The organism is Mycobacterium sp. 23, assembly GCF_048287075.1.
Classification (GTDB): Bacteria; Actinomycetota; Actinomycetes; order Mycobacteriales; family Mycobacteriaceae; genus Mycobacterium; species Mycobacterium gordonae_B.
In genome coordinates, this window is record NZ_JBLVUX010000005.1 from 5,231,464 (window position 1) to 5,248,890 (window position 17,427).

Consider the following 17,427-nt stretch of genomic DNA (forward strand, 5'->3'; position numbering starts at 1 on the left):
GGGGGTTGGTCGTGGTGCGCTCCGGCAGGTACCGATCGCGGGGGAGCTGCCCGCGCCTAGTGGCCGAGTCGTCCCCGGCCCAGACGCAACAGCAGCATCGCCAGGTCTTTACCCTCGGGACCCAGCTCGCTGTAGCGCTCGATGACCTTCATCTCGCGGCTGTGCACCAGGCGGGTGCCGCCGGAGGCCATCCGGACTTTGCCGATGGCCTGGGACACTTCGGCGCGCCGTTTGACCGCGGCGAGGATCTCGGCGTCCAGCCGGTCGATCTCGGCGCGCAACTCGTCGATGCCGAGCTGATCTGCGCCGATCGTCTCTGTGTTCATTTCTGCAATCTCCGCGTTCTCGTGAGGTGGTGGGTCTGGTCTCATCCGGTTTCGGCCTCACACAAGAAACGAGCCCCGAATCCGGAAGCGGACCACGGGGCTCTGCGAAAGCAGCTAGACCACGGGCACCGCTGGCCGGTACCCATAGAAAAATCGGGGCTGCGTGTTGAGCACGCTCCGAGTGTGCCACCAAGTGGTGTGCGTGTGCAAAAAGCGCCTTTCAGCAACGGCACCGACGGCTTCTGCGCTGAACCCCGAGCCGATGCGATCCGGGGTTCTCCGGCGTTGCGCGGCAAGCGAACTGGTACCGAGACGCAATTCGCGCAAATGGCCATTGCGGGCGATTGCATGGTCGTACGCTCTACTCGCCGTACTCAGGCGTCGCTCAGGCAGTTCGGAAAGGACTGTTGATGAATTTTTCGGTGCTGCCGCCAGAAATCAACTCGCTGCTGATGTTCAGTGGCGCCGGACCGGGGCCGATGCTGGAGGCGGCGACGGCCTGGGACGGGTTGGCTGCAGAACTCAGCGCGGCGGCATCATCGTTCGGTTCGGTCACCGCGGGCCTGGCAAGCCAGGCCTGGCAGGGCCCGGCAGCCGAGGCGATGACGGTCGCGGCCGCACCCTATGCGAATTGGCTCAGCGCGGCGGCGGCGCAGGCCGCGGACGCGGCGGGGCACGCCCGAGCGATCTCCGGCGTGTTCGAGGCCGCACAGTCGGCGATGATTCAGCCAATCGCTGTGACGGCCAACCGTTCTCAGATCCTGCAACTGGTGCTGTCGAACCTGTTCGGTCAGAATGCTCCTGCGATCGCGGCCGCCGAAGCCGTGTACGAGGAGATGTGGGCCCAGGATGTCGCGGCCATGGTGGGCTACTTCACCGGAGCGTCAGCCGTGGCCGAGGCGCTGCCGTCGTGGGACCAGCTAGTCCCGCAGCTCTTCTCCGCCGTCGGCAACGTCGGCGCCGGGAACCTGGGTTTGGGAAACACCGGAAACTTGAATCTGGGCAGCGGTAACACCGGTGGCCTCAACTTAGGTAACGGCAACAAAGGCAACCTCAATTTCGGTGACGGGAACCTCAACGGGATCCTCAACTTCGGCGGAGGCAACACCGGTTCGTTCAACCTCGGAGGCGGCAACACCGGGAGCCGGAACCTAGGTGGCGGCAACCGGGGTAACGGGAACATCGGCTTCGGAAACTCCCAGAGCACCGGCGGCGGAAATGTCGGGAGCGGCAACAGCGGCAGCGGCAACTGGGGGAACGGCAATACCGGCAATCTCAACATCGGCAGCGGAAACTTCGGTAACTCCAATATCGGCTTCGGAAACAGCGGTCCCGGGGCGGTGCCCACAGCAGGCAACTCCAACCTGGGCTTCGGCAACACCGGCAACTCGAACATCGGTATGGGCAACTTCGGCAATTTCAACATCGGCTTGGGCAATAGCGGCGAGTTCAACATCGGCTTCGGCAACTCGGGCAAGAACAACTTCGGTATCGGCCTCACCGGAGAGAATCAAGTGGGTATCAACTTCAACGGGTTGAACTCCGGCAGTGGCAACATCGGCCTGTTCAATTCCGGCAACAACAACGTCGGCTTCTTCAACTCTGGCCACGGGAACTGGGGCATCGGCAACTCCGGCGACTTCAACACCGGGCTGGCGAACTCTGGCGACATCAACACCGGCATCATGAACTCCGGTCACCACAACACGGGTTGGGTCAACACCACCAACACCAATGTGGGCTTCGGGAACTCGGGCCACGGAAACGTCGGGTTCTGGAATGCCGGTAGCAACAACGTCGGCGTCGGCAACGGTGGCGGTTTCGCGGTGGGCGCCTTCAACTCGGGCTCGAGCGGATCCGTGGGCTTCCTCAACTCCGGTGCCAGCAGCGTGGGCTTCTTCAACTCCGGCTCGGGTAACACCGGCTTCGGAAACTCCGGCAACACCAACACCGGCTTTTGGAATTCGGGCAGCATAAACACCGGCGCCGGTAACGCGGGTGACGTCAACACGGGCTTTGGCGCAGCGACCGACACGGGCGCGTCCAGTTCAGGATTCGGCAATACGGGCGTCGGCACGTCCGGCTTCAACAACAACGGGAACAGCACCTCGGGATTCCAGAACACCGGCAACTCCAGCGAGGGCTACGGAAACGTCGGCAATTTCCAGACCGGGTTCCAGAACACGAACAGCCGCAACACGGGCTTCTTCAACTCGGGCTTCAACGCGGTGGGCTTCTCCAACACCGGCAGTTTCGCCATCGGCTATGCCAACGGCGGCGTCACCGGCAACGTCGGCTTCATGAATGTCGGGACGGACAATTCGGGCTTCGGTCAATCTGGGACACTCAACTCCGGATGGGGCAACTCAGGTACCAGGAATTCGGGCAGTAACCACGCGGGCACCAACCAGTCGGGTTTTGAGCTGTAGCGGGCGCACGGCCGGCGGTCGGCTGTCAGCCGGCGGCGGTAAGTTTGGACCGACATGAGTGTGCACGTAACCCAAGCCAAGTACCCCCGTCCCAGCGCGGTCGACGAACTCCTGGACGGGCTGAACCCACAACAGCGCCAGGCGGTGGTGCACGAGGGTTCGCCGCTGCTGATCGTCGCCGGCGCAGGTTCGGGTAAGACCGCGGTGCTTACCCGCCGTATCGCCTACCTGATCGCCGAACGCGGCGTCGGCGTCGGGCAGATCCTGGCCATCACCTTCACCAACAAGGCCGCCGCGGAGATGCGCGAGCGGGTGGTCAATCTGGTCGGCGACCGAGCCCGCTACATGTGGGTGTCCACCTTCCACTCGTCCTGCGTGCGGATCCTGCGCAACCAGGCGTCGCTGATCGAGGGGCTCAACTCCAACTTCTCCATTTACGACGCCGACGATTCGCGGCGGCTGTTGCAGATGATCGGCCGCGATATGGGCCTCGACATCAAGCGATACTCTCCGCGACTGCTTGCCAACGCCATCTCGAACCTCAAGAACGAGTTGATCGACCCGCATCAGGCGGTGTCCAACCTCACCGACGAGTCCGACGACCTGGCCCGCACCGTCGCATCCGTCTTCGGCGAATACCAGCGCCGGCTGCGGGCGGCCAACGCGCTGGACTTCGACGACCTGATCGGCGAGACCGTCGCGGTGCTGCAGACCTTTCCCGACATCGCCCAGTACTACCGGCGCCGGTTCCGCCATGTGCTGGTCGACGAGTACCAGGACACCAACCACGCCCAGTACATGCTGGTGCGGGAGCTGGTCGGGCACGGCTCTGTCGATGCGGAAGACGAGGTGCCGCCGGCCGAGTTGTGTGTGGTCGGTGACGCCGACCAGTCCATCTACGCCTTCCGCGGTGCCACGATCCGCAACATCGAAGACTTCGAGCGCGACTATCCGGACGCCACAACGATTCTGCTGGAACAGAATTACCGCTCGACGCAGAACATCCTGTCGGCGGCCAACTCGGTGATCGCCCGCAATGCCGGGCGTCGCGAAAAGCGATTGTGGACCGACGCCGGCGAAGGCGAACTGATCGTCGGGTACGTCGCCGACAACGAGCACGACGAGGCCAGGTTCGTGGCCGACGAGATCGACGCGCTGGCCGACCGTGGCGAGATCACCTACAACGACGTCGCCGTCTTCTACCGCACCAACAACTCGTCACGCTCGCTGGAAGAGGTCTTCATCCGCGCCGGCATCCCCTACAAAGTCGTTGGGGGCGTGCGCTTTTACGAGCGCAAGGAGATCCGCGACATCGTGGCCTACCTGCGGGTGCTGGACAACCCCGGCGACGCGGTCAGCATGCGGCGCATCCTCAACACCCCGCGCCGCGGTATCGGCGACCGTGCCGAGGCATGCGTCGCGGTGTATGCCGAGAGCACCGGCGCCAGCTTCGCCGACGCCCTGCAGGCGGCCGCCGAGGGCAAGGTGCCGATGCTCAACACCCGCGCCGAGAAGTGCATTGCCGGCTTCGTCGAACTGCTCGACGAGTTGCGCGGGCATCTCGATGACGACCTGGGCGAGCTGGTCGAGGCGGTGCTGGAACGCACCGGCTACCGCCGCGAGCTGGAGTCGTCGACCGATCCGCAGGAATTGGCGCGGCTGGACAACCTCAACGAATTAGTCAGCGTCGCACACGAATTCAGCACCGATCTGGCGAACGCGGCCGCCCTGGCCGAAGACGCGCCGGAGGACGAGGATGTCCCGGACACCGGTGTGCTGGCGGCCTTTCTGGAGCGGGTGTCGCTGGTTGCCGATTCCGACGAGATACCGGAGCACGGCGCCGGAATGGTCACGCTGATGACCTTGCACACCGCCAAGGGGCTGGAGTTCCCGGTGGTGTTCGTGACGGGCTGGGAGGACGGCATGTTCCCGCACATGCGGGCGCTGGACGACCCGATGGAGCTGTCCGAGGAACGGCGCCTGGCTTACGTCGGCATCACCCGGGCCCGGCAACGGCTGTACGTGAGCCGGGCCATCGTCCGGTCATCCTGGGGGCAGCCCATGCTGAACCCGGAATCGCGCTTCCTGCGCGAGATTCCGCAGCAACTCATCGACTGGCGCCGGGTCGCGCCCAAGCCGTCGTTCAGTGCGCCGGTGAGCGGCGCCGGGCGGTTCGGCACCCCACGGTCGGCACCCACGCGTTCCGGGGCGAGCAAGCGGCCGTTGGTGGTGCTGGAGCCGGGTGATCGGGTGACGCACGACAAATACGGCCTGGGGCGCGTCGAGGAGGTCTCCGGCGTCGGCGAATCCGCGATGTCGCTGATCGACTTCGGAAGTGCCGGGCGGGTCAAACTGATGCACAACCACGCGCCGATCAGCAAGCTCTGAGTCGGCGTCGCCGAGCGTGCTCTCAGGGCGGCAAAATCGCGAAAACGCAGCCCTCAGTTCACTTTCGGCATAGGCGGGGTCTATTCGGCCCAGCGCTTGGTTTCCGGCAGCAGCGCCAGCACCAAGCTGGCGATCGGCAGCAGCGGCAGCGCATGCACGATCCATCCCACCCGCGCTCCCGCGATGAACACCCCGAGGTAGGTCAACAGCGCAACAACTGCCCCTGCCACGATCAGGTAACGGGCGAACGGGCGGCGCAACAGCAGCATGATGACGCCCGAGACCGTGGTGAGCGCGAAGACCAGTGCCAGGAATCCGACTGCGATGCAGAACAGGCGGTCGGTCTGCCACCAGCCGGCGATCAGATCGGTGGTCACCACCGAGGTGGCCCATCCGCTGACGATGCTGACGGCGCTGGCGGCTATCGCCGTCCGGGGACTCGGCTCGTGCCGGAGGACAGCGGGCAGCGGCGGAAGGCCGGTGCCACGCGGGATTTGGGTGGTCGGCTGAGCGACTATCGGGGGCAGCGGGCCGGTCGGGGCCCGCCGGATGATGCGGGTCCGGGACTCGGTGGGCTCAGGCGGGCTCTCGCTGGTAGGGGGATCGTTCGGCCCGGTCACCGGTCAGCCGGCGTAGTTGCCGACGGACAATCCCCGTTTGGCCAGCCACGGCACCGGGTCGATCCGCTCACTGCCGTTCAGCAGCACCTCAAAGTGCAGGTGCGGGCCGGTGGAGTTGCCGCGATTGCCCATGGTGGCGATCTGGTCGCCCGCCATCACGCGTTCGCCGACGCTGACCAGTGTGGTGTTCACGTGGCCGTACAGCGTGACGGTGCCATCGGCGTGCAGCAGCTTGACCCACGCTCCGTAGCCCGCGGTGGGGCCTGCGTCGATCACGACACCGTCGGAAACCGCATAGATCGGGGTCCCGATCGAGTTGGCCAGGTCGATGCCGGCGTGCAGGACGCCCCAGCGGTAGCCGAAGTTCGACGTGTAGATGCCCTTGGTGGGCATGACGTACAGCGGCTGCTGCAGACGCGCCTCGCGCTGGGCGCGCTCCTGCGCGAAGGCCACGCCACGGGCGAGTTCCTCGTTGTGCAACGCCGCATTGGCCGGCTGGGCGGCGATGACCTGCACGCCTCGCGCTGTGCTGGCGCCGGCGTTACCGGACCCACCGGTGAGCGTCGAGGCGTTGGCGGTGAGCACCGTCTCGATCTTGGTGTTGTTGTCGGTTTGGCTGACGGCGGTGTGGGTCGCGGCGGCTGCCGCCCCGGCGGCCATCGCGCCGATCAGCAGACGTCCCTTGGCGGCACTGGTCGGCTGCTTGCGGTGGCTGCCGCCGCGACGCGGGACGGGCGTGACGTTAATGACCTCGGTGATCGCGTGCGCTGTCGCAACGGAGACGCGGGGCAGGACCTCGGTGGCCGGGGCCGCCAGCCACATCGGCGTCAGATCGTCGGTGTCGTCGAGGTCGTCGAGCTCCGGGGCCTGCAGCAGCAGGTCGTCGAACGCGAACTCGGACTCGCCGAAATCCAACTCGTCGAGGTCGGCCAGCTCCATGTCATCGAGTTCATCAAACCCGTCTAACGGGATGATCTCGGTGACTTCGTTGCGGTGATGGGGCCAGCGTTCCCGGGATGCGCGCGCAGATACTGCGGCGGCAGAGCGAGCGAAAAGGTGCTGGGACAAGCTGAAATGTCCTCGGATCGTGACCATAACGTTATCTGGACCTTGAGAAGGTATCCACAAACGTAGGTGGCTGGCAACCTCAGTATCAAATCCGGCCATTTTTGTGACCTGGGTCACGTTTCATGTTCCCGGCCATGGCGTGACGTATGCCACAGCTGTGGGATGCGGCGGCAGGGCTGATTTCCGGGGTCGATACAGTTCCTCCGTGCGAGTTGCCAAGTACCGGCACCGCCACCCTGTTGGCCCTAGCAAGCAAGCCGAGCAAAGGCAGTGACGCCCCATGGATCTGTTCGAGTATCAAGCTAAGGAACTGTTCGCCAAGCACGGTGTACCCGGCACGCAGGGCCGGGTCACCGATACCGCTGAAGGCGCGAAGGCCATCGCGGAGGAGATCGGCGCGCCCGTGATGGTGAAGGCTCAGGTCAAGACCGGTGGCCGAGGCAAGGCGGGTGGCGTGAAGTACGCCGCGAACGCCGAGGAAGCCTACGAGCACGCCAAGAACATCCTGGGCTTGGACATCAAGGGCCACATCGTGAAGAAACTGCTGGTCGCCGAGGCCAGTGACATCGCCGAGGAGTACTACCTCTCGTTCCTGCTCGACCGCGCCAACCGCACCTATCTGGCGATGTGCTCGGTCGAGGGTGGCATGGAGATCGAGGAGGTCGCCGCCACCAAGCCCGACCGGCTGGCGAAGGTGCCGGTGAACGCCGTCAAGGGCGTCGACCTGGCCTTCGCGCGTTCCATCGCCGAACAGGGCCACCTGCCGGCCGACGTGCTGGACGCGGCCGCTGTGACGATCGAGAAGCTCTGGGGCGTGTTCGTCGGCGAGGACGCCACTCTGGTCGAGGTCAACCCGTTGGTGCGCACGCCGGACGACAAGATCCTGGCTCTGGACGGCAAGGTCACCCTGGACGCCAACGCTGACTTCCGTCAGCCCGGGCACGCCGAGTTCGAGGATCGCGCGTCTACCGACCCGCTCGAGCTCAAGGCCAAGGAACACGACCTCAACTACGTCAAGCTCAGCGGCGAGGTCGGAATCATCGGCAACGGCGCGGGATTGGTGATGTCGACGCTGGACGTGGTCGCCTACGCCGGCGAGAAGCACGGCGGGGTGAAGCCGGCCAACTTCCTGGACATCGGCGGCGGCGCGTCGGCCGAGATCATGGCGGCCGGCCTGGACGTGATCCTGGGCGACCCGGAAGTCAAGAGCGTGTTCGTCAATGTCTTCGGCGGCATCACGTCGTGCGACGCGGTGGCGGCCGGGATCGTCAAGGCCCTGGAAATCCTGGGCGACGAGGCCAACAAGCCCCTGGTGGTCCGGTTGGACGGCAACAACGTCGAAGAGGGCCGTCGCATCCTGGCCGAGGCCAACCACCCGCTGGTGATTCAGGCCGAGACCATGGACGCCGGTGCCGACAAAGCCGCCGAGCTGGCGAGCGCCTGAAAGGACCCTGACAGCAATGGCTATCTTCCTGACTTCTGAGAACAAGGTCGTCGTCCAGGGCATCACCGGCGCGGAGGCGACCAAGCACACCGCGCGGATGTTGGCGGCCGGCACCCAGATCGTCGGCGGCGTCAACGCCCGCAAGGCGGGCACCACGGTCGCGCACAAGGACGTCGACGGGAATCCGGTCGAGTTGCCGGTGTTCGGCAGCGTCGTGGAGGCGATCGAGAAGACCGGCGCCGACGTGTCGATCATCTTCGTGCCGCCGGTGTTCGCGAAGGACGCGATGATCGAGGCCATCGACTCGGAGATCCCGCTGCTGGTGGTTATCACCGAGGGAATCCCGGTGCAGGACAGCGCCTATGCGTGGGCCTACAACGTCCAAAAAGGCCAGAAGACCCGCATCATCGGGCCGAACTGCCCGGGCATCATCAGCCCCGGGCAGTCGCTGGTCGGAATCACCCCGGCCAACATCAGCGGCCCCGGTCCGGTCGGGCTGGTGTCCAAGTCCGGCACGCTGACCTACCAGATGATGTACGAGTTGCGCGATTTCGGGTTCACCACCTCGATCGGCATCGGCGGCGACCCGATCATCGGGACCACCCACATCGACGCTATCGAGGCCTTCGAGAAGGACCCCGACACCAAGCTCATCGTGATGATCGGTGAGATCGGCGGTGACGCCGAGGAGCGCGCGGCCGACTTCATCAAGGCCAACGTCACCAAGCCGGTCGTCGGCTACGTCGCGGGATTCACTGCGCCGGAGGGCAAGACGATGGGTCACGCGGGCGCCATTGTGTCCGGCTCGTCGGGCACCGCGGCCGCCAAGAAGGACGCATTGGAAGCCGCCGGCGTCAAGGTGGGCAAGACGCCGTCGGAGACTGCGGCGCTGGCTCGGGAGATCCTGAAGACGCTGTAGCGCGAGCAGACGCAGACGCCCCCATTTCGTGCCGAAATGAGGGGCGTTTGCGTCTGCTCACGCGGGTCAGGGGAGGCCGGGCGCGCCGGGTACGCCGATCAGTTGCCCGCCGTCGCCGCCTTGGCCGCCGGTTCCGTTCGGCGTCCCGGGTGCCCCGTTTCCACCGTTGCCGCCGAAACCGATGAGGAATCCAGCGCGTCCGCCCTTGCCGCCGTTGCCGCCGGGTTGCGCAGCGGAGGTAGGTCCGCCGGAGCCACCGGCCCCGCCGTCGCCAAACAGCAGGCCCGCGTCGCCCCCGGCGCCGCCGGCACCACCGGCGCTCCCGCCGCCGAAACCGCCGAACCCGCCGGCCCCGCCGGAGCCGGACAGCGTGCCGCCGGCCCCACCGGCCCCGCCAACCCCGCCGGTCGGGCCGAATCCGCCGGTGCCGCCGGCACCGCCGGCCCCATTGAGGAATCCACCATGACCACCGATGCCGCCGGCGCCGCCGGTAGTAGCCACCGTGGTCGCGTCCCCGCCGGCCCCGCCGACCCCGCCGGAGCCGAACAGGATGCCGCCAGCGCCACCCGCACCACCCGCGCCACCGTTACCACCCGGCCCCAACCCGGTTGGCGAACCACCGCCGTGACCACCGGCGCCGCCAGTGCCGAATATTCCGCCCGCGCCTCCTGCACCGCCAGTGCCGCCGGCAGAGCCGGTGACCGACGTCCCGCCGGTGCCCCCGACACCGCCGGTGCCGAACAGACCGGCGGCGCCTCCCGTGCCGCCGGTGCCCCCGATTCCGGACCCGCCGGTGCCGCCCGCCCCGCCGGTGCCGAATAGCAGGCCACCGGCCCCACCGCTCCCGCCCGGGGCGGCATTGCTGTTGACCTTGCCGGGTCCACCGGCCCCGCCGTTGCCGAAAAGCCCGGCGGCGCCGCCGTTCCCGCCGGCGGGATGAGCGGCCGTACCCGCTCCGCCTGCGCCCCCGTTGCCGATCAACAAGCCGCCGGCCTGGCCGTCGGCGCCCGGCGCACCGTTGGCACCGTTTCCGATCAGCGGACGCCGCAGCAGCAACTGGGTCGGCAAGTTGATGACGTCGAGCAGCTGCTGCTCAAGGCTTTGCAGCGGCGTGGCGGCGGCCGCCTCGGCGACGGCGTACTGCCCCGCACTCGCGCTCAGAAGCTGGACGAACTGACTATGAAATGCGGCCGCTTGCTCGCTCAGTGCCTGGTAGCCCAGACCATACCGGGTGAAAAGCGCAGCGACGGCGGCTGAGACCTCGTCGGCGCCGGCGGCCAAGAGCTTGGTGGTCGGTGGCAGGACCGCGGAATTCGCTCGGGTGATCGCCGTCTGGATGGACGCGAGATCTGACGCGGCTGCCGCGACCGTATCGGGCGCCGTGGTGACGAATGACATGTGGCCACCTCCCCAACTTCAGGGCAGCTCAATCGTACGCACGTTTCGGCCCAGTTCCGAGCAGACGCAAAATCGCCCAGGAGTGGGTGCTCCGCGGTGAGTTTGTGTCTGCTCGCCCAAGGAAATCGCGCGTCAGTTCCGGCCGGGGAGCCCGTCGGCGCCCAGGAGCAGACCCGCCGTGCCGCCCTGACCGACCACACCGCCGGTGCCACCGGCGTTGCCGCCATTACCCCCATTGCCGATCACCTTGGCCGAACCGCCGGTGCCTCCCGCCCCGAAGACGCCGGCAGGGGCGGCTTTCCTGCCACCGGCACCGGCATCGCCGCCGTCGCCGGCGAGGATGCCGCCGTCACCGCCGTTGCCGCCGGCTCCCCCGAAGGTGGTGCCGAACCCGCCGGCGCCGCCGGCTCCACCCGAGCCGGACAAGATGGCGCCGGCGCCGCCGTTCCCGCCCGTTCCGCCGGCGTCGCTGGCACCACCGGCCCCACCGGCCCCGCCCATGCCGATGACGAAACCACCGTTGCCACCCGCACCGCCGTTGCCGGCGCGGAAGCCCGCGTTGGCGATCGGGGTGGAGCCCCCGTCGCCGCCGTGGCCTCCGATGCCGAGCAGGGCGCCTCCGTTGCCGCCGTTACCGCCCGCTCCGCCGTTGCCCAGCGGGCCGAAGCCGCCGGCTCCGCCGCTGCCCCCGAAACCGGTCAGACCGGCATTGCCGCCGGCCCCGCCGGCACCGGCGACCCCTGAAACGACCCCGCCGGTTCCACCGGCCCCTCCGCTGCCACCCGCGCCGAACAGCACCCCGCCGGCGCCACCCGCACCGCCGGTGCCCCCGATACCGCCGACGGCAACTTGGCCGGTCCCGCCGATGCCACCCGCGCCGCCGATGCCGAACAGCCCGGCAGCGCCGCCGGCCCCGCCCGTGCCGCCGGGAATGCCGCCGGCCGGGGAACCACCGCCGACGCCGCCCGCGCCGCCGGCGCCGAAAAGCAGACCGCCCGCGCCGCCGTTTCCGCCGTTACCGCCGTCGCCGCCGTTACCACCGGGCCCGCCGTTACCGAAAAGTCCTGCGGCGCCGCCATTTCCGCCGTTGCGCAGCGTCGAGCCGCTCCCACCGGCACCGCCGTTGCCCCACAGCAGCCCGCCGTCCCCACCGTTGGCGCCGCTCGCCGGCGCGGCGTTGGCCCCGTTGCCGATCAGCGGGCGGCCCAGCAGCAGCTGGGTAGGCGCGTTGATCACGCCGAGTATCTGCTGTTGCACCAGTTGCAGCGGCGAAGCGGCCGCCGCCTCGGCGGCGGTGTACTGCGCGGCGCCCCCGCTCATGAGCTGCACGAATTGGTTGTGAAACGCCGCGGCGGCCGTGCTCAGCGCCTGATAGGACTGGGCGTGGGCCCCGAACAAGGCGGCGACGGCCGCCGACACTTCGTCCGCGCCGGCGGCCAACACCGCCGAGGTGGGGGTGAGGGCCAGCGCGTTGGCCTCGCTGATCGTCGAGCCGATGTTGGCCAAGTCGGCGGCGGCCGCCGTGACGAAGTCAGGCACCGTGGTGACAAATGACATGTGGTCACCTCCCCGATGGGGAATGAGGCGTCCCTGCTAGACGCATGTTCTAGAGGCGCCCAGCGTATCTCGGCGACGCTGCAGGTGGGCGCGGTTTCGCAGGACCCGCTGCAGGCGTCCGGCGGCAGGTCCGGTAGATAGTAAGGCTATGAATCTTGATCCGCGGACGCCCGTGATCGTGGGTGTCGGGCAGGCTGCCGAGCGTATCGACGACCCCGGTTACCGGGCCATGTCGCCCGTCGAGCTGGCTGCTGCCGCGGCCCAGGCCGCCCTTGATGATTGCGGCGCTACCGCGGTCGCCGCTGACATCGACACCATCGCGGCCCTGCGGCAGTTCGAGATCTCCGGACCGGTGGCCAACGCACCGCTGGGCCGGTCCAACAACTACCCGCGCTCGGTGGCCAAGCGGATCGGCGCCGAACCGCGCCGCGCGATCCTGGAGATCGTCGGCGGCCAGGGGCCCCAGCACCTGATCACCGAACTGGCCGGGGAGATTGCCGCCGGGCGATCCGAGGTCGCGCTGGTCTTCGGCTCCGACGCCACGTCCACTCTGCGGTATTTCGCGGGTCGCGAGGACAAGCCGGACTTCAGCGAAACCGTCGCCGGCGACCTGGAAGACCGCGGACCGGGCATCGAGAAATACATCTCGCGCTACACGGTGATCCACGGACTGGTGGATGCGCCGACGCAGTACGCCCTGATGGAGAATGCCCGGCGTGCCACAACCGGTCTGGGTCCGGCCGCGTATCTGCGGCGGATGGCCGAGCTGTTCGCGCCGTTCAGCAAGGTTGCCGCGGGCAACCCCTTCTCCGCCGCGCCGGTGGAGCGGACGGTCGAGGAACTGATTACCGTCACCGAGAGCAACCGGATGATCGCCGAGCCCTATCCACGGTTGCTGGTAGCCCGCGATCAGGTGAACCAGGGTGCGGCGGCAGTGCTGATGTCGGTAGCGGCCGCGCGTCGCCTGGGTGTCCCCGAGGGCAAATGGGTGTATCTGCGCGGCCACGCCGACCTGGAAGCGCAGGCGTTCATGCAACGTCCGGACCTCGGGCACGCGCCGTCGGCGGTGCTGGCCGCCCGCGAGGCTCTCGAGGTCGCGGGCATCGGCGTCGACGATGTCGCCACCTTCGATCTGTACAGCTGCTTCCCAGTGCCGGTGTTCAACATCTGCGACGGGCTGGGTATCGCACCCGATGACCCACGCGGGTTGACATTGACGGGTGGGTTGCCGTTCTTCGGAGGCGCCGGCAACAACTACTCGATGCACGGCATCGCCGAAACCATCGATCGAATGCGTGCTGCCCCAGGTCAATTCGGCCTTGTCGGGGCTAACGGCGGTATCCAGAGCAAGTATTCGGTCGGGATCTACTCCACAGCGCCGGCGCAGTGGAAGCCGGATCGCAGCGCCGAGTTGCAGGCGCAGGTCAACAGCGGCCCTACGGTGCCGGTCACCGAAAATCCCGACGGCCCGGCCACCATTGAGACCTACACGGTGCGCCGCGATAATGGCCGTCCTACCGGCGTCATCATCGGCCGGCTTGCGGCCGACGACAGCCGTTTTCTGGCCACTACCGAGGACGACGAACTGGTGTCCCGACTGATCGACGGGGACCCGCTCGGCCAACCGGTGCGGGTGCGTTCGTTCGACTACGGCAATCGCTGCACGCTGGCCTGACCTCGAGCGGCAACCTCGACACTGCAACCCGGTACACGACACGCCTGGGACCGTCGCCCTGGTGTCAGTTTCGGCGTCACGTTAAGTGCAAACGCACGCGCAGCCGTACCCAACCCCGGCTACGTGAACGACGCCAGCTTGCCGGCCAGCCGCTCCACGTACGCGGCCACCTTGTCCTCGTCGCTGTCCGGCATGCCGAACAGCACTTCGGTCACGCCCAGCTCTGCCCAGCGCGCCAACTTGTCCGGATCGGGCCTGAAGTCCAGCGCCACGATCTGCGGAGCGCCGTCACGGCCCGCCGCGGCCCAGGTGTCCTGCAACAGCTTCACCGGCGCGTCGATGTCGAAGTCGCGCGGCGTGGTGATCCAGCCGTCGGCGCTGCGTGCGATCCACTTGAAGTTCTTCTCGTTGCCCGCGGCGCCCACCAGCACGGGAATGTGCGCCTGCACCGGCTTGGGCCAGGCCCAGCTGGGACCGAACTTCACGAACTCGCCGTCGTATTCGGCTTCTTCCTGGGTCCACAGCGCCCGCATCGCCTCGAGGTACTCCCGGAGCATGGTGCGACGACGGCCGGGCGGCACGTTGTGATCGGCCAGTTCATCGGTGTTCCAGCCGAACCCGACACCGAGACTGACGCGCCCGCCGGACAGGTGGTCCAGCGTGGCGATGCTTTTCGCCAGCGTGATCGGGTCGTGCTCGACCGGCAGGGCCACGGCCGTCGACAGCCGGACCCGGGAGGTCACTGCGCACGCCGCACCCAGGCTCACCCAGGGATCGAGCGTCCGCATGTAGCGGTCGTCGGGCAGGGTCTCGTCACCGGTGGTGGGATGTGCCGCCTCACGCTTTATCGGAATGTGTGTGTGTTCAGGCACGTAGAACGTGTGAAAACCATGTGTGTCGGCGAGTTTCGCGGCGGCCGCCGGGGAGATGCCGCGATCGCTGGTGAACAGAACGAGGCCGAAGTCCATGCCCCAATTTAGAACGTGTTCTACTTTTGGCCGCAGGCGCCCCCTGCGGCGGGCGGGCATTAGTTCTCACAGGTGCGCTAGCGTGGTTGATCGAATGCGTCGCACGCGGCACCGCGTCGCACCGCAGCAGAGGGGCCGTGACGGCACCGGAAGCAACAGGAGGACTTATGACCTACCCGCCCGGTAGTCCCGGATATCCGTCGGGGCAGCAGGCGTCCGGCTCCTACGGCGCCGCCGCACCGGCCGCAGCCCCAACTGAGCCCGGCGAAAGCAAGCTTGGGCTGTACCTGGCTATCGCGGTGGCGGCCCTGGGCTTGTTGGCGTACTTCTTCAGCTTCGGCCCGATGTTCACCTATAACTCGGAGATCAGTGGGTCCGGCGCTGAGGTGTCCGGTGACACCGGCCTGTCGGTGGCCGTTGCCCTGGTGGCTGGGATGCTGGCCGGGCTCGGGCTGCTGCCCAAGGCCAAGAGCTACGTGCCCATCTCGGCGGTGCTCTCGGTGCTGGGCGTGCTGCTGATCATCGCTGCGACGTTCAACAAGCCGAGTTCGTTCTCCACCGGCTGGGCGCTGTGGATCGTGCTGGTGTGCATTGTGTTCCAGGCGGTTGCCGCCGTCGGTGCGCTACTGCTGGAGTCGGGTGTGATCACCGCGCCGACGCCGCGTCCCAAGTACGACCCGTTCGGCGGTGGGTACGGACAGTACGGACAGTACGGCCAGTACGGGGGCCAGCAGGGCGGGTACTACGGTCAGCCGGGTGCACAGCAGCCCGCCCAGAACCCGGGTCAGTCGTCCGGGTACGGCTCACAGTACGGCGGGGGCTACTCGTCGAACCCGAACCCCCAGTCCGGGGGATTCTCGGCGCAGCCCACGCAGCAGGTGCCCCAGCAACAGCAGGGTCCGGCCCACACCCCGCCCACCGGCTTCCCGAGCTTCAGTCCGCCGCCGCCGGTCAGCGCAGGAACCGGATCGCAGGGCGGTTCCGCCCCCGTCAACTACGGCAACGCCTCCGGTGGTGGTCAGCAGTCGTCCTACGGCCAGGGCCAGCAACAGTCGCCTGGTTCGGCGCCGGTCTGATCGCGCGCTCTCGCGCTTGGTGAGTCTCGTGCGCGAAGAGTGACCCTCAAGAGTGACAAGGGTGTCGGCAAGAAACGGGGAAACGGGCGCCCGGCAGGCTCGTGACCTGGTCCGGGTGGCTTTCGCACCCGCGGTAGTGGCGCTGGTCGTCATCGCGGCGGTCACGCTGCTGGAGTTGCTGATCGCCAACAGCGACATGACTGGTGCATTGGGCGCCATCGCGAGCATGTGGCTGGGCGTGCATCAGGTGCCCGTCTCGATCGGTGGCCGGGAACTCGGCGTCATGCCACTGTTGCCGGTCCTGTTGATGGTGTGGGGCACGGCGCGCACCACGGCGCGAGCGACGTCGCCGTACTCGTCCTGGCTGGTGATCCGGTGGGTGATCGCGTCGGCGCTGGGCGGTCCGTTGTTGATCGCGGCCATCGCGCTGGCGGTCATCCACGACGCGTCGTCGGTGCTCACCGAGTTGCAGACGCCTAGTGCGTTGCGGGCGTTCACCAGCGTGCTGGTGGTGCACGCCATCGGGGCCGCGATCGGGGTCTGGTCCAGGGTGGGACGACGCACGCTGAACGCTTCTCCGCTACCCAACTGGCTGGGCGATTCGCTACGTGCCGCTTCCGCCGGTGTTCTGGCTCTCCTCGGACTGTCGGGCATGGTGACGGCGGGGTCGTTGGTCGTGCATTGGTCGACCATGCAGGACCTGTACGGGATCACCGACTCGATCTGGGGACAGTTCAACCTGACCGCGTTGTCTGTGTTGTACGCGCCGAACGTAATCGTGGGCGCCTCGGCCGTCGCCGTCGGGTCCAGCGCGCACATCGGGTTCGCGACGTTCAGCTCGTTCACCGTGTTCGGCGGCGACGTGCCGGCCCTGCCGATCCTGGCCGCGGCGCCGACGCCGCCGCTCGGGCCGGTATGGGTCGCGCTGCTGATCGTCGGCGCCGCTTCTGGTGTGGCGGTCGGTCAGCAGTGTGCCCGACGTGCGCTGCCGCTGATCCCGGCGGTCGCCAAGTTGTTGGTCGCGGCCGTGGTGGCGGCCCTGACGATGACGCTGCTCGGTTACGGCGGGGGCGGCAGGCTGGGTAACTTCGGCGACGTCGGCGTCGACCACAGCGCCATGTTTCTGGGCGTGCTGTTCTGGTTCGTCGTGGTCGGTGTCGTCACCGTGGTGATGGCCGGAGGTATACGCCGACGGCCGCGACGGCCGCGGGCCAGACCGCCCGTCGCGACGGAGCCCGCCGTCGAAGACGACGAGCCGTTGGCAGGGGTGTTCGACGATGACGATGACTTCGCCGAATCCGCGATCCCCGACGAGCCGCCGCGCGAAACGCGTGATGCGATCCCCGACGAGCCGCCGCGCGAAACGCGTGACGAGAATGAGAATTAGGTCGCTGCCGTGGGTCACATGCGTCACATCAGTACCTTGAGCAGCTCGGCATGTGCTTGCAGAAAGTGATATCGCAGGCGCTATCACGTTGAAGCCGGCGGCCGTGGCGGCACCGCAGTGACCACCCGACCGCGGGGTATCCACCTCTGGCCGCGCCGCGACCTGCATCGTC

General features: G+C 67.6%; 13 protein-coding genes. 7 read left to right on the top strand and 6 right to left on the bottom strand.

Features of this window, described 5'->3' with window-relative positions; translation table 11 throughout:
• Positions 1–56: 56 nt before the first annotated feature.
• A complete protein-coding gene (locus tag ACNQS7_RS25430) occupies positions 57–371 on the bottom strand; it encodes a chorismate mutase (RefSeq protein ID WP_418014712.1) in 315 nt (104 codons plus the stop codon).
• Positions 372–736: 365 nt separating this feature from the next.
• Between ACNQS7_RS25430 and ACNQS7_RS25435 the strand changes: the two genes are divergently transcribed.
• Complete coding sequence (locus tag ACNQS7_RS25435) at positions 737–2,755, top strand: PPE family protein (RefSeq protein ID WP_418014713.1); 2,019 nt, start codon at positions 737–739, stop codon at positions 2,753–2,755.
• A 54-nt stretch (positions 2,756–2,809) separates the two neighbouring features.
• Positions 2,810–5,143 carry a DNA helicase PcrA gene (gene pcrA / locus ACNQS7_RS25440; protein ID WP_418014714.1) on the top strand — a complete coding sequence of 778 codons (2,334 nt, stop codon included), beginning with the start codon at positions 2,810–2,812 and terminating at the stop codon, positions 5,141–5,143.
• A gap of 80 nt (positions 5,144–5,223) precedes the next feature.
• Here pcrA and ACNQS7_RS25445 read toward each other — a convergent pair whose 3' ends face one another.
• Positions 5,224–5,763 carry a hypothetical protein gene (locus ACNQS7_RS25445; protein WP_418014715.1) on the bottom strand — a complete coding sequence of 180 codons (540 nt, stop codon included), beginning with the start codon at positions 5,761–5,763 and terminating at the stop codon, positions 5,224–5,226.
• Positions 5,764–5,766: 3 nt separating this feature from the next.
• A complete protein-coding gene (locus ACNQS7_RS25450) occupies positions 5,767–6,858 on the bottom strand; it encodes a M23 family metallopeptidase (RefSeq protein WP_418014716.1) in 1,092 nt (363 codons plus the stop codon).
• A 253-nt stretch (positions 6,859–7,111) separates the two neighbouring features.
• Between ACNQS7_RS25450 and sucC the strand changes: the two genes are divergently transcribed.
• Entirely contained in the window at positions 7,112–8,275 is a 1,164-nt protein-coding gene (gene sucC / locus ACNQS7_RS25455) for an ADP-forming succinate--CoA ligase subunit beta (RefSeq protein ID WP_306245904.1), read from the top strand.
• Between the two features lie 16 nt (positions 8,276–8,291).
• Complete coding sequence (gene sucD, locus ACNQS7_RS25460) at positions 8,292–9,194, top strand: succinate--CoA ligase subunit alpha (protein WP_055576947.1); 903 nt, start codon at positions 8,292–8,294, stop codon at positions 9,192–9,194.
• 66 nt (positions 9,195–9,260) lie between these two features.
• On the opposite strand, the gene ACNQS7_RS25465 is transcribed toward sucD, so the two are convergent.
• Complete coding sequence (locus ACNQS7_RS25465; RefSeq protein ID WP_418014717.1) at positions 9,261–10,592, bottom strand: PE family protein; 1,332 nt, start codon at positions 10,590–10,592, stop codon at positions 9,261–9,263.
• A gap of 132 nt (positions 10,593–10,724) precedes the next feature.
• On the bottom strand, positions 10,725–12,149 hold the full coding sequence (locus ACNQS7_RS25470; protein WP_418014718.1) for a PE family protein: 1,425 nt from the start codon (positions 12,147–12,149) through the stop codon (positions 10,725–10,727).
• A 148-nt stretch (positions 12,150–12,297) separates the two neighbouring features.
• Here ACNQS7_RS25470 and ACNQS7_RS25475 point away from each other — a divergent pair, with 148 nt between their 5' ends.
• Complete coding sequence (locus tag ACNQS7_RS25475) at positions 12,298–13,824, top strand: acetyl-CoA acetyltransferase (RefSeq protein ID WP_418014719.1); 1,527 nt, start codon at positions 12,298–12,300, stop codon at positions 13,822–13,824.
• Positions 13,825–13,943: 119 nt separating this feature from the next.
• On the opposite strand, the gene ACNQS7_RS25480 is transcribed toward ACNQS7_RS25475, so the two are convergent.
• Complete coding sequence (locus ACNQS7_RS25480; protein WP_418014720.1) at positions 13,944–14,792, bottom strand: LLM class F420-dependent oxidoreductase; 849 nt, start codon at positions 14,790–14,792, stop codon at positions 13,944–13,946.
• A 167-nt stretch (positions 14,793–14,959) separates the two neighbouring features.
• On the opposite strand from ACNQS7_RS25480, the gene ACNQS7_RS25485 reads away from it, so the two are divergent.
• Together ACNQS7_RS25485 and ACNQS7_RS25490 are read left to right on the top strand one after the other, a co-directional pair.
• Complete coding sequence (locus ACNQS7_RS25485) at positions 14,960–15,868, top strand: DUF5336 domain-containing protein (protein ID WP_055576917.1); 909 nt, start codon at positions 14,960–14,962, stop codon at positions 15,866–15,868.
• A gap of 52 nt (positions 15,869–15,920) precedes the next feature.
• A complete protein-coding gene (locus tag ACNQS7_RS25490) occupies positions 15,921–17,255 on the top strand; it encodes a DUF6350 family protein (RefSeq protein ID WP_418014721.1) in 1,335 nt (444 codons plus the stop codon).
• Positions 17,256–17,427 lie beyond the last annotated feature (172 nt).